The sequence below is a fragment of the Streptomyces smaragdinus genome (genome assembly GCF_009604385.1).
In the GTDB taxonomy this organism is placed as follows: Bacteria; Actinomycetota; Actinomycetes; order Streptomycetales; family Streptomycetaceae; genus Streptomyces; species Streptomyces smaragdinus.
The window spans coordinates 44,260-56,922 of record NZ_WEGJ01000009.1; the positions used below are offsets into that span (position 1 = coordinate 44,260).

A 12,663-nucleotide genomic window follows, 5' to 3' on the forward strand; every position below is an offset into this window, starting at 1 on the left:
GAAGAGGACACCGCATGAGCGATCAGACCTCGCAGCCGACCGGGGGTGCCGGGGCCGGTGCGACGATCGAGGAGAAGCGGCGGGCGTTGCTGGCGCGGCGGTTGCGGGCGCAGCGGGCGGGGGACGAGCGGATCGTGCCGGTGGGCCGGGACGGGCTGCTGCGGGCTTCCTACCAGCAGGAAGGGCTGTGGTTTCTGGAGCAGTCGGCGCCGGGGGCCACGGTGTACAACGTGCCGTTCGCGCTGCGGCTGCGCGGGGCGCTGGACGTGGACGCGCTGGCGGAGGCGCTGTGGGCGCTGGTCGTGCGGCACGAGAGCCTGCGGACCCGGTTCGAGGCGCGGGACGGCGCCCCGTATCTGGTGATCGGTCCGGAGCCCGGTGAACGGGCGCTGGACGTGGAGGACTTGGCGGGACAGGAGGAGCGGGTCACCGAGCTGGCCGCCGCGGACGCCGTCGAGCCCTTCGACCTGGAGCGCGGGCCGCTGATGCGGGTCCGGCTGCTGCGGCTGGCCGACGACGAGCACGTACTGCTGTTGTGCCTGCACCACATCATCTCCGACGGCTGGTCGGCGGGCATCCTGACCCGGGATCTGGCCGCGCTGTACGGGGGCGCCGAGCTGCCCCCGCTGCGGGTGCAGCCCGCCGACCACGCGGCCTGGCAGCGGCAGCGGCTGGCCGGGGAGCGGGAGCGGGCGCAGCTGGCGTACTGGAGGGAGCGGCTGGCGGGGGTGCCGACCGTGGACTTCCCCACCGATCACCCCCGGCCCCCGGCCCCGTCGTTCGCCGGGGCCACCGTGGAGCGCACGCTGCCCGTCGCGCTGGCCCGGCGGCTGCGGGAGCTGGCGGGGGCGGAGCAGACGTCGCTGCTGGCGGTGCTGCACGCCGGGTTCCTGGCGGTGCTGACCCGGTACACCGGTCAGGAGGACATCGCGCTGGGCTCGGTGTTCTCCGGGCGGGCGCACCCCGACACCGAGCCGCTGGTCGGCTTCTTCGCCAACACCCTGGTGCTGCGGGCCTCCTCGGACGGCAACCCGACCTTCCGTACGCTGCTGCGGCGCTGCTCGGACGCCGTCATCGGGGCGCTCGCCCATCAGGACGTGCCGTTCGGCACGGTGGTGGACGCGCTGCGGCCGGAGCGGGCGCAGGGGCGCAATCCGCTGTTCCAGATCAGTCTGACGCTGCAGGCGGCGGGCACCGGCGGCCCGGAGTTCACGCTGCCCGGCATCACCGTCGAGCCGCTGGACGTGACCGCGGTGCACTCCCGCTTCGACCTCGGGGTCACGCTGGTGGAGCAGGCGGACGGCGGGCTGGAGGCGCTGCTGGAGTACTCCACCGATCTGTTCGCGCGCAGTCGTATCGAGCGGCTCGCCGCGCACTTCCACCGGCTGCTCGAGCAGGCGGTGGCGCATCCGGAGCGGCGGATCGCCGACTTCGACCCGCTGGGCGAGCGGGAGCGGCGCCGGGTGCTGGAGGAGTGGAATCCGGCGCCGGTGATCCGCCCGGAGGACGGGCTGCTGCTGCACGAGCTGGTGGCCCGGCAGGCGGCGGAGCGGCCCGGGGCGACCGCCGTGCGCTTCGCGGGGCGTGAGGTCTCGTACGGGGAACTCGTCGGCGCCGGCTGCCGGCTGGGGCGGCTGCTGCACGACGGCTACGGCGTGGCGCCCGGGTCCGTCGTGGGGCTGCTGCTGGAGCGCGGTACGGAGCTGCCGGCCGCCCAGCTGGGGGTGCTGGCGGCGGGGGCGGCGTGGCTGCCGCTGGACCCGCAGTACCCCGCCGACCGCCTCGCCGCCCAGCTCGCGGACGCGGGCGCGGACGTCGTCCTGACCACCCGGGACCTGGCGGACCGGGTGCCGGACGGCGTCACGCCCGTCTGCCCGGACGATCCGGCGGTACGGGAGGCGCTGGCCGCGCTCCCCGCCACGCCGCCGCGGGTGGAGGTGTGCGGCGACGATCTGGCGTACGTCATCTACACCTCCGGCTCCACCGGCCGCCCCAAGGGCGTGATGATCAGCCACGCCGCCGCCGCCAACTTCGCCCTGAACGCCCGGGACCTGTTCGGCCTCGGCCCCGGTGACCGGGTGCTGCAGTTCGCCAACCCCGCCTTCGACGTCAGCGTCTTCGACGTCTTCGGCGCGCTGGCGTCGGGGGCGGCCGTGGTGGCGGCGCCGCGCGGCACGCTGCTGGACCCGGACGCGCTGGCCGTGCTGCTGCGCGAGGAGCGGGTGACGGTGTCGGACCTGCCGCCCGCGATGCTGCGGCTGCTGGACCCGGAACCGCTGACGGACCTGCGGGCGCTGTGGGTCGGGCTGGAGGCCTTCCCCGCCGAGCTGGTGAACCGCTGGCGCACCCCGGGCCGCGCCTTCCACAACGGCTACGGCCCCACCGAGGCCACCGTCGCCTGCGTCGACTACGCCTGCCCGCCCGGGACGATGCGCGCCGCGCCGCCGATCGGCCGGGCCATGACGAACCACCGCGCGTACGTCCTCGACGACTTCCTGCGCCCCGTCCCGCCGGGCGTCCCCGGCGAGTTGTACGTGGCGGGGGCGGGACTGGCGCGCGGGTATCTGGGGCGGCCGGACCTGACCGCGGAGAAGTTCCTCCCGGACCCCTTCGGCCCGCCCGGCACCCGGATGTACCGCACCGGGGACCTGGTGCGCTGGAGCGAGGACGGGCTGCTGACGTTCCAGGGCCGGGCCGACCGCCAGATCAAGATCCGCGGTCTGCGCATCGAACCCGGCGAGATCGAGCACGCGCTGGGCGCCTGCCCCGGCGTCGCGCAGGGCGTGGTGGTCGTCCACCACCAGGGCACCCCGCAGGCCCGGCTGACCGGCTACGTCGTACCGGAGCCGGGGGAGAAGCCCGACGGCGAGGAGATCCGCGCCCTCCTGATGGACCGCCTCCCCCTGCACATGGTCCCCTCCGCCGTGCTCACCGTGGACCGGCTGCCGCTGACCCCCTCCGGCAAGCTGGACCACGCCCGGCTGCCGCTGCCGGAGGCGCAGACGGAGCACGTACCGCCGGCGTCCGGCACCGAAGAGGCGCTGGCCGCCGTCTGGCAGGAGCTGCTGGAGCTGCCGGACGGGCGGGTCGGCGCGTACGACGGCTTCTTCGATCTGGGCGGCACGTCGCTGCAGGCCACCCGGCTGATCTCCCGGATCCGGGACCGGCTCGGCGCGGCGATCGGGGTGCGCGAGCTGTTCGGCGCGCCGGTGCTGCGGCGGATGGCGGCGCTGGTGGACGCGGCGGCCGCCGCCACGGACGCCGCGCCCGTGCCGGTCGGGCGGGAGCGGGAGCTGCCGCTGTCCCGGCAGCAGGAGGGGCTGTGGTTCCTGCACCAGCTGGACCCCGGGGCCACCGTGTACCACGCCCCGCTGGCGCTGCGGCTGCGCGGGCCGCTGGACGTGGCCGCGCTGCGCACGGCGCTGGCGGGGCTGCTGGCGCGGCACGAGGTGCTGCGCACCCGGCTGGTCACCGACGGCGGGCAGCCCCGTCAGGTGATCGACCCGGTCCCCCCGGTGCTGCCCGACGGGGCGATGCCCGCGGCCGGGTACGACGAGGCGCGGCGGCTGATCGCCGCTGTCGTCGGGGAGCCGTTCGACCTGGCGGCGGAGCACGCGGTACGGATCCGGCTCGTACGGGCGGGGGCGGACGATCATCTGCTGCTGCTGGCGATGCATCACATCGTGACGGACGGCTGGTCCACCGGCGTGCTGCTGCGCGACCTGACCGAGCTGTACGCGGCGGCCCGCGAGGACCGGCCCGCGGACCTGCCCGAACTGCCCGTGCAGATCGCGGACTACGCGGTCTGGCAGCGCGGCAGGCTCACCGGGCCGGTGCTGGAGGAGCAGCTGGCGTACTGGCGCGGCCGGCTGACGGACCTCCCGGAGCTGGACTTCCCCACCGACCGGCCCCGCCCCGCGGACCCCACCCAGGCGGGCTCCTACTTCGACTGCGACCTCCCCGCCGAGCTGGCCGGCCGGCTGCGCGAGCTGGCCCGCGCCGAGAACGCCTCCGTGCTCGCGGTGCTGCAGGCGGGTCTGCTGGTCGTCCTCAACCGGGCCACCGGCAAGGACGACATACCCGTCGGTTCCGTCTTCTCCGGCCGCACCCGCTCGGAGTTCGAGCAGCTGATCGGCTTCTTCGTCAACACCTGTGTGCTGCGGACGAGCACGGCCGGCGACCCGACCTTCCGCGAGCTCGTCGGACGCTGCCGGACCGGGGTGCTGGAGGCGCTGGCCCACCAGGACGTGCCGTTCTCCATGGTGGTGGAGGACCTCAACCCCGAGCGGGTGCCGGGGCGCAATCCGCTCTTCCAGATCAGCCTCACCCTGCAGAGCGGCGCCACCGCCGAGGTGTCGCAGCGCTGGGGGGAACTGGCGGTGCGCAACGAGTTCCTGGCCGCCTCCACGGCCCGCTTCGACATCGGCATCGCCGCAACCGAGCGCCCGGACGGCAGCATCAACCTGCAGTACGAGTACGCCTCCGAGCTCTTCGACGCCGACCGGATCGCCCGTACGGCAGGACATCTGGCGCATGTCCTGGCCCAGGCCGCCGAACGGCCCGACGGGCACATCGGCACTCTGGCGATCGCCACGCCCGCCGAACACGCCGAGCTGGTACGGCACAGCCGCGCCCGCACCCACGACGCCCCGGCGGGTTCGCTGTACGGGCTGTTCGCCCGCCGGGTCGCCGAGCGCCCCGACGCGGTGGCCGTCACCGACGGGGACGGGCGGCTGACGTACCGCGAACTCGACCGCGAGGCCGGGCGGATCGCGGCCCGGCTGCGGCGCCACGGGGTCGCCCGCGGTGATCTGGTGGGCCTGTCGGCGGGCCGGTCGGCGGCGATGGTGGCCGGACTGCTGGGCATCCTGCGGGCCGGCGCCGCGTATCTGCCGCTGGACCCCGCGCTGCCCGCGGACCGGCTGGCGTTCATGCTGTCGGACGCGGCCGTCAAGACCGTACTGGCCGCCCCGGACACCGGGCTGCCCGAGGGGCCGTGGAACGTCGTCCCGCTGACCTGCGCGGACGAGGAGGACATCGAGGACCCGGCCGCGGTCGGCCCCGGCGACCTCGCCTATCTCATCTACACCTCCGGTTCGACCGGCACCCCCAAGGCCGTCATGGTCCCCCACGGCAACGTGATCCGGCTGCTGGACAGCGCGGACGTGCTGGGCTGCTTCGGGCCCGACGAGGTGTGGTCGCTGTTCCACTCCGTCGCCTTCGACGTCTCCGTCTGGGAGCTGTGGGGCGCGCTGGGACGCGGGGGCCGGCTGGTCGTCGTACCGCAGGAGGCGGTGCGGGTGCCGGAGGAGTTCTACGCGCTGCTGGTACGGGAGCGGGTCACCGTGCTCAGTCAGACGCCGGCCGCGTTCCGGCTGGTGGTCGCCGTCGACGAGGAGCAGGGGCGGGAGCTCGCCCTGCGGCATGTGGTGTTCGGCGGGGACGCGGTGGACGCCGACTCGGTGCTGCGGTGGTTCGACCGGCACGGGGAGGAGTCGCCGCGGCTGGTCAACATGTACGGGATCACCGAGACCACCGTCCACACCACGTACCAGGTGCTCACCCGGGAGCTGTTCGCGCCGGGCCGCAGTCCCGTCGGCGTACCGCTGCCGGATCTGTCCGTCTGGATCGTCGACCCCGCCGGACACCTCGCGCCCCTCGGGGTGCCCGGCGAGATGCTGGTCGGCGGGCCCGGGGTGGCCGACGGCTATCTGGGGCGGCCCGAGCTGACCGCGGAACGCTTCGTGCCGGACGGCTTCTCCGGGGAGGGGACCGGGCGGCTGTACCGGTCGGGCGACCTGGCGCGGCGGCTGTCCGACGGCACCCTGGACTATCTGGGCCGCATCGACCAGCAGGTCAAGATCCGCGGCTTCCGGGTGGAGCCCGGCGAGGTCACCGCCGCCCTGACCGCCCACCCCGAGGTCACCGCCGCGATCACCGCCGTCCGCGGCGACGGCGACGCCCGCCGGCTCATCGGCTACGTGGTCCCGGCCCCGGACGCCGCCGCAGACCTGCCGGCCCGGGTACGCGCCGCGCTGGCGGAGCGGCTGCCCGCCTACATGGTCCCCGCGGCGATCGTGCCGCTGGAGACGATCCCGCTGACCAACAACGGCAAGCCCGACCACCGCGCCCTGCCCGCCCCCACCACCGCCGCCCGGGCGTCCACGGCCCCCGCCACCCCCGACGAGCGGCGGCTGGCCGCCCTGTGGGAGGAGGTGCTGGGCACGGGCACGGTCGGCGCCGACGACGGCTTCTTCGACCGCGGCGGCAGCTCGCTCGACCTCATCCGGCTGCGCGCCCTGATCGACGCGGAGTTCGGCGTCCGGCCCGAGGTGCGCGCCCTGTACGGCACGCGCACGGTACGGGACATGGCGCGGGTGATCGCGGCGGGCGGGCGGACCGCGGCGGGCTCGCCCCTGGTGGAGCTGCGGGCCACGGGCGGCGCACCGCCGCTGTTCCTGGTGCACGCGGTCGGCGGCTCGGCGGCCCCGTATCTGCCGCTGGCCCGCGACCTCGGCGAGGAGCTGCCGGTGTACGCGCTGGAGGCCCCCGCGCTCGGCGGCGGGCCCGCGCCCGGTTCCGTGACCGAGACGGCCGCGCGGTATCTGGCCGCCGTGCGGGAGGTGCGGCCCGAGGGGCCGTACCGGTTCGGCGGGTGGTCGTACGGCGGGGCGGTGGCGCTGGAGATGGCGCGACTGCTGCCCGGCGGGGAGCGGGAGCGGGCGCATGTGGTGTGCCTGGACACGGAGTTGCCGGCGGGCGGCGGGGCGCGGCCCGACGAGGCGGAGCTGCTGACCGCGTTCGCCGCGGACGTGGCGGGGCTTCAGGGGGGCGATACGCCCGTACCGGATGCGGAATCGCTGCGGGCGCTGCCGGCCGGGGAACGGACCGGGGAGATGCTGCGGCTCCTCGAGGAGGCGGCTCTGGTACCCTCCGGCATCCGGGACGAACTCCGGGTCCGGGTACGGGTGTTCACGGCGAACCTGCTGGCCCTGCACGACCACCGGGCCGCCCCGGGCGCCGGGCGCGTCACGCTGCTCTCCGCCGCCGGCGGACCCGCGCACGACCTGGACCGCTGGCGCGCCCTGGCCGGCGGCGGCCTGGACCACCGGACGGTTCCCGGCACCCACCACACCATGCTGCACCCCCCGCAGCTGCGGACCCTGGCACGGACCCTGCGGGAGGTGGTGGCCGGGGAGTGAGCCCCGCAGCGAACCCTGATCGAGCCGGGGCCCCGGCGGCCCCGCCGACGCACAGTGAGGTGGAAAGGCGAATGAGCGGTCCACAAGGACGGCGACCTGGCGGGCTCTGGCGGAACACGGACTTCATGCGGCTCTGGTCGGGTGAGAGCCTGTCGATGTTCGGCGCCCAGATATCCATCGTGGCGGTGCCGCTGCTGGCGGTGAACACGCTGGACGCCACCCCGTTCGAGATGGGTGTGGTCAACGCGGCGCAGTTCCTGCCGTTCCTGCTCTTCACCCTGCTCGCCGGGGTGTGGGTGGACCAGCAGCGCAGACGGCCGCTGATGATCGGCGCCAATCTGGGCCGGGCCGTGGTGTACTCGCTGATCCCGCTGGCCATCGCGCTGGGCATGCTCGGCATCTGGGGGCTGGCCGTCCTCATCTTCCTGGCGGCGACCATGACCGTCGTCTTCGACCTCGCGTACCAGTCGTATCTGCCGTCGCTCGTCGGCACCGAGCATCTGGTCGAGGCCAACGGGAAGCTGGAGGGCAGCCGTTCCGTCGCCACCGCGTCCGGGCCGGGTATCGCGGGTCTGCTGGTCGGGCTGGTCAGCGCGCCGGTGACCATTCTGGTCAACGCGGTGACGTATCTGGTCGCGGCGGTCACGGCGATGCGGATCCGTACGCCGGAGGAGGCGCCGGCGCCGGCGGGGTCGCAGGGGTCGATCCCGGCGCGGATCGCCACCGGGCTGCGGCTGGTGGGGCGCAACCCCTATCTGCGGGCGATCGCGGGCGAGGCGTCCACCTACAACCTCTTCAACCAGGCGCTGTGGGCGGCGCTGATCCTCTATCTGACGCACGAGCTGGACTTCTCGCCGCTGACCGTCGGCATCGTGCTGGCGATGAGCGGGGTCGGGGCGTTCCTCGGCAGTCTGGTCGCCGGCTGGTGCGGGCGGCGCTTCGGGCTGGGGCGGGCGCTGCTGGTCGCCATGCTCCTGGGCTGCGCCTCGCCGCTGATCATTCCTGCCGCGCCGGACAGCGCGTACGCGGTGCCGGTGGTGGCGCTGGCGCTGCTGCTCAACGGGGCCGGGGTGGTCATCTGCAACATCCAGGTGATCAGCCTGCGTCAGACCGCCGTGTCCGGCGAGGTGCTGGGGCGGGCCAACGCCGGCTACCGGTTCCTGGTCACCGGCGCGGCGGCGCTCGGCTCGCTGCTGGGCGGCACGCTGGGTGAGCTGTTCGGGCTGCGGGCCACCCTGGTGATCGGCGGACTCGGTACGATCGCGGCCCTCGGCTTCTTCGTCGGATCGCCCATCCCGGGGCTGAAGGACCTGTCCGAGATCACGGCGGCCGGGGCGGAATCCGGCGCGAAGAAGGCCGTCGGGGACGAGGATCCGGTGGTCTGAGCTCGGCGCCCCCGGTCCGTACTACAGGAGAGGAACGGTCCGTCATGGCCGTGCAGTTGCAGAACGTCGTCATCGACTCCGCCGACGCCGGGAAGCTGGCGTCCTTCTGGGCCGAGGCCACCGGCTGGGAGCGCGCCGAGTGGTCCACGGCCGAGGAGGCGATGGTCCGTAATCCGGCGGGCGTGAACCTGTACTTCATGCGGGTGCCGGAGGAGCGGGCCGGGAAGAACCGCGTCCATCTGGACGTCGGCGCCGGGCCCGGCGGGACGGCCGGGGAGGAGATCGCCCGGCTGACCGCCCTGGGCGCGCGGGTGCTGGAGCGGCACGAGGGCAACACCGTGCTCGCCGACCCGGAGGGCAACGAGTTCTGCGTGACCGCCGACTGACCTGGCGCCCGCGGCGCGGGTGATGCTCCGCTCCGGGAGGTCACCCGCGCCGCGGGCGCCAGGGGTGGGGCAGCCGGTCCGCTACGCCCTGCTCTCCGCCGCCGCCCGCCAGACCTCGGCGGCGAGGTCGATCATGCCGCGCTGCTGGGACTCCTCCGCCAGCGTCCGCAGATCGTCGAACGCCGCGGCGTCGCCGCGGGCGGCCCGGATCCGGCACCGCAGCATCGTCAGCCGCGCCCGGTCCCGGAACACCAGCAGCTCGCCGGACTCGGCGGCCTGCTCGCACAGCTCCCACGCCTCGGTGAGGTCCCCGTACGCGTGGGCGAGCTGGGCCCGCAGAAAGAGGTACTCCTGGCCGTGCCGGCTGCTGCCCACCAGCTCCAGGGCCGACTTGGCGTCGTCCAGCCGGTTCCTGGCGTACTCCAGCCGCGGCGGGTTGGCCTGCAGCGCCAGCGCGCAGGCGGCCAGCCGCAGCCGCAGCCACAGCGTGAGGTCGTCCCGGCTGTCCAGCACCGTCAGAGCCTCGTTCAGCAGCGACGCGGCCCGCTCGTAACTCCCGTGTCTGGTCGCCACGGTGGCCGCGGTCCACAGCGCCTCGGCGGCCAGCGCGCCACGCTCACCGCGCAGTTCCTCGCACACGGCGCTGCTGATCGACAGGGCCTCGGCCAGATCGCCGAGCTCCGTCACCACGGACGCCAGCAGCAGCTTCAGCCGGATGGTGTCCGGTGTGGACAGTCCCGCCTCGGCGGCGATCCGCAGGCCCTCGAAGGCCGTGGTCCGCGCCGCGTTGACCTCGCCGAGGTGGCGCTCGCGGCGGGCCAGCAGATAGTAGGCGTGCACCTGCGGGATGGCGTAGCCGAGCCGGCGGCTCTCCGCCACCATGTGCGCCAGCGCCTCCCGCTCCCGCTCCGCCTCACCGGCCTCGCCGTACAGCCGGGCCAGCTGGGCGTAGGCCTGCCAGCGCAGGGCGCTGTCGGCGTCGTCGCTGCGCGACAGCGCCGACTCCAGCTGGCGCCGCAGACTGTGGCCCTCGTCCGCGCCCGGCAGGGCGAGGGCCGTGGTGACGATGTCCAGCAGGCTGGACATCTCCACCTGATCGAACGCCGACACGGGGACATCCAGTTTTGCCGCCAGCCCCTCGACCACTCTGGCCGTCGGCGGGCGCGAGCCCGACTCGAGCCGGGAGAGATAGGCGGCGGAGATATCCGGGCCGGCGAGGGCGGTCTGAGTCAGAGCCCGCTGCTTCCTCAGCTGGCGCAGACGCCGTCCGAACGCAGGCTGTTCGAGCATTCACTCTCACCCCCAACTAGAAAACGACACGCTAAATTATCACCTCATCCTGTCAATCCTTGACCTGGTGGGTCAAGTTCAATTATTCGAGCTTTCCTCGTTATTACGGGTGGCCGATTATCGGCTTCTCGACCTGCCACCCGACCGGCCACTCGATGTCGGTCGGATCCGTCGCCCGCACGGTCGCTCTCGTCCCGGCCTGCCCGGCCTCACCGACCGCGGAGTACACCGTTCCGGTGCACACCGCCGCCACGGCCAATGCCGCGACACCCAGGGCGAGTTGCTGGAACCTCGTCATCTTCGCTCCTCCAGGAAAGCCGCCGCGCCAAGCCCACGGCCGGGTCGCCGCAGCGGTCGGACGGACGCAGGGGTTGTGCCCCGCACGCGTTACCGTAGGGTCACTTTCCGCTCTCTGCAAGTATTGACAAGACTTGACAGAGGGCCATACTTTGCCGGGCGTCAGCTGATGTTCCGTCAGTCCGTGACCCGGACCGGCGGTCCAACGCGTCCGGCAGGGTGAGGAGTCGAGCGTGTCCATCAAAGTCCTGATCTGCGACCAGCTACCGCTCATTCGGGACGGACTGCGCACCGCACTGGACGCCTGTCCGGACATCGACGTGGTGGCTACGACCGACAGCGCCCTGCAGACCGTCATCCTGTCGCGTACGCACCACCCCGACGTGGTGCTGATCGGTCTCTCCGAACCGGCCCCCGATCTGGATCTCATCCGCCGGCTCTGCTCCCAGGAACACCCCGACCGGCGGCTGCCGCGGGTGGTGGTCTTCCAGTTCGAGTACAGCGACGCCGAGGTCGCCGATCTGCTGGCGGTCGGCGCGAAGGGCCTGATCAGCCGGGACTCCACCAGCGAGGAAGTGATCGTCGCGACCCGCTCGGCGGCCCGCGGCCGCACCGTGCTGGGCCCGGACATCGTGGAGCGGCTGGTCGGCTGGTTCCGTGACCGCGGCACCGCGTCGCCCGCCGGCGACCGCCCGGAGGCGGCGGCGCTGACCCGCCGGGAGCGGGAGGTGCTGCAGCTGATCGGGCGCGGTATGTCGATCGAGGACGCGGCGGCCAAGCTGTTCATCGGGGTCAGCACGGTGCGTACGCATCTGCACCGCATCCGCCACAAGGTCGCGCTGAAGGACCGGGCCCAGCTGGTGGCGTTCGCCTACCAGGCGGGCCTGATGCGCGAAGCCATCTGAGCCCCGGCCACCCGCCTGCCCGTACGGGACGCGCCGGCCACCGCACCCGCCGAGGAGAGCCCGTGACCGCCCCGCACGCCGACCCCACGCACTTCACGCTCTCCCCCCGCTTCAACGGCCCGCCCACCACCGCCAACGGCGGCTACGCCTGCGGCTACTTCGCCGGACTCGCCGCCGCCGCACACGGGCCGGACGTCTCCGTCACCCTGCTCGCCCCGCCCCCGCTCGGCCCCGGCCTCGTCCTGCGCCCCGGCCGCCGCAGGTCGCAGGTGCTGCACGGCGAGCGGCTGATCGCCACGGTGGCCCCCGGGAGCGGCGGGTTCGACGCCCCCGGGCCGGTCGGCACCGGGGCGGCGGCGGAGGCGGCGACCCGCTTCACGGGGACGGTGGGGCACCCCTTCCCCACCTGCTTCGTCTGCGGCACCGACCGGGCCCCCGGCGACGGTCTGCGGCTCACCCCGGGACCGGTGGCGGACCGCCCGGACACCGTGGCCTGCGTGTGGACGCCGGACGAGTCGGTCACCGGGCCCGGCGGGGACGTACCGCTGCCGGTCGTGTGGGCCGTACTGGACTGCCCGGGCGGCTGGTGCGGCGACCCGGCGCGCGAGCCGATGGTCCTCAGCCGGATGACCGCCCGGGTCGGCCGGCGGCCGGAGCCGGGCCGCCCGTACGTGGTCACGGCCCGGCGGCTGCGGCGAAGTGGCCGCACCGCGGTGCACGCGACCGCGCTGTACGACGCGCGGGGGGATCTCCTGGCCGAGGCGTCCGCGGTGTGGGCCGCGGTGGCGCCGGCGTCAACGGCATGACTACGCCCGTCCCGTCGCACGTCCACACCCGGGCCCTCCCCAATTCCACAGCCGCGTGGACGCCCCGCGGGCACCTCGCCGCATAGCTTCCCTGTGAGCTATCCGGACGGAGCGCCGACCGCGACAGGGAGTGCACCGAGATGACCGCCCAGGAATCCGAGACCGCCCGCTATCGCGTCGTCGTCAACGACGAGCAGCAGTACTCCCTGTGGCCGGCCGGCAAGGAAGTGCCCGGCGGCTGGCGGGCGGTCGGGCCGGAAGGCGACCGGGCGGCCTGTCTCACGTATATCGCGGAGCACTGGCGCGACATGCGTCCCCTCAGTGCCCGCCGCGGCTGAATTCCCCCTTCCCGCCCGCGTTCCGATTCCGTTTCCGGCGCTTGTCGTCCCCGG

General features: G+C 74.1%; 8 protein-coding genes. 6 read left to right on the forward strand and 2 right to left on the reverse strand.

The genetic code is table 11. The features are described from left to right. The first annotated feature begins 14 nt into the window (after window positions 1-14). The 3 genes from SRB5_RS14935 to SRB5_RS14945 all read left to right on the forward strand — a co-directional run bounded on the left by SRB5_RS14935 (window position 15) and on the right by SRB5_RS14945 (window position 8,973). Window positions 15-7,202: an amino acid adenylation domain-containing protein gene (locus SRB5_RS14935; protein ID WP_153452452.1), complete on the forward strand. Its 7,188-nt coding sequence runs from the start codon at window positions 15-17 to the stop codon at window positions 7,200-7,202. A gap of 71 nt (window positions 7,203-7,273) precedes the next feature. Next, window positions 7,274-8,587, forward strand: coding sequence for an MFS transporter (locus SRB5_RS14940; RefSeq protein ID WP_153452453.1), 1,314 nt, complete (start codon window positions 7,274-7,276; stop codon window positions 8,585-8,587). A 44-nt stretch (window positions 8,588-8,631) separates the two neighbouring features. Beyond that, on the forward strand, window positions 8,632-8,973 hold the full coding sequence (locus tag SRB5_RS14945) for a VOC family protein (RefSeq protein WP_153452454.1): 342 nt from the start codon (window positions 8,632-8,634) through the stop codon (window positions 8,971-8,973). An 81-nt stretch (window positions 8,974-9,054) separates the two neighbouring features. Here the strand turns inward: SRB5_RS14945 and SRB5_RS14950 are convergent, their stop codons facing one another. Together SRB5_RS14950 and SRB5_RS14955 are read right to left on the reverse strand one after the other, a co-directional pair. After that, window positions 9,055-10,263, reverse strand: coding sequence for a helix-turn-helix domain-containing protein (locus tag SRB5_RS14950; protein WP_153452455.1), 1,209 nt, complete (start codon window positions 10,261-10,263; stop codon window positions 9,055-9,057). A 103-nt stretch (window positions 10,264-10,366) separates the two neighbouring features. Next, on the reverse strand, window positions 10,367-10,561 hold the full coding sequence (locus SRB5_RS14955; RefSeq protein WP_153452456.1) for a hypothetical protein: 195 nt from the start codon (window positions 10,559-10,561) through the stop codon (window positions 10,367-10,369). Window positions 10,562-10,793: 232 nt separating this feature from the next. Here SRB5_RS14955 and SRB5_RS14960 point away from each other — a divergent pair, with 232 nt between their 5' ends. The 3 genes from SRB5_RS14960 to SRB5_RS14970 all read left to right on the forward strand — a co-directional run bounded on the left by SRB5_RS14960 (window position 10,794) and on the right by SRB5_RS14970 (window position 12,609). Next, window positions 10,794-11,465, forward strand: coding sequence for a LuxR C-terminal-related transcriptional regulator (locus tag SRB5_RS14960; RefSeq protein WP_153452457.1), 672 nt, complete (start codon window positions 10,794-10,796; stop codon window positions 11,463-11,465). 62 nt (window positions 11,466-11,527) lie between these two features. Then, a complete protein-coding gene (locus tag SRB5_RS35880; RefSeq protein ID WP_194292934.1) occupies window positions 11,528-12,271 on the forward strand; it encodes a PaaI family thioesterase in 744 nt (247 codons plus the stop codon). Between the two features lie 140 nt (window positions 12,272-12,411). Continuing rightward, window positions 12,412-12,609 (forward strand): MbtH family protein, encoded by a 198-nt coding sequence (locus tag SRB5_RS14970; protein ID WP_153452458.1) that lies wholly within the window; start codon window positions 12,412-12,414, stop codon window positions 12,607-12,609. The last annotated feature ends 54 nt before the right edge of the window (window positions 12,610-12,663 follow it).

What these genes read in the sequence shown, in the direction of transcription:
- SRB5_RS14935 (WP_153452452.1), top strand. Translation starts at nt 15, where the DNA reads ATGAGCGATCAGACCTCGCAGCCGACCGGGGGTGCCGGGGCCGGTGCG.
- SRB5_RS14940 (WP_153452453.1), top strand. Translation starts at nt 7,274, where the DNA reads ATGAGCGGTCCACAAGGACGGCGACCTGGCGGGCTCTGGCGGAACACG.
- SRB5_RS14945 (WP_153452454.1), top strand. Translation starts at nt 8,632, where the DNA reads ATGGCCGTGCAGTTGCAGAACGTCGTCATCGACTCCGCCGACGCCGGG.
- SRB5_RS14950 (WP_153452455.1), bottom strand. Translation starts at nt 10,263, where the DNA reads ATGCTCGAACAGCCTGCGTTCGGACGGCGTCTGCGCCAGCTGAGGAAG.
- SRB5_RS14955 (WP_153452456.1), bottom strand. Translation starts at nt 10,561, where the DNA reads ATGACGAGGTTCCAGCAACTCGCCCTGGGTGTCGCGGCATTGGCCGTG.
- SRB5_RS14970 (WP_153452458.1), top strand. Translation starts at nt 12,412, where the DNA reads ATGACCGCCCAGGAATCCGAGACCGCCCGCTATCGCGTCGTCGTCAAC.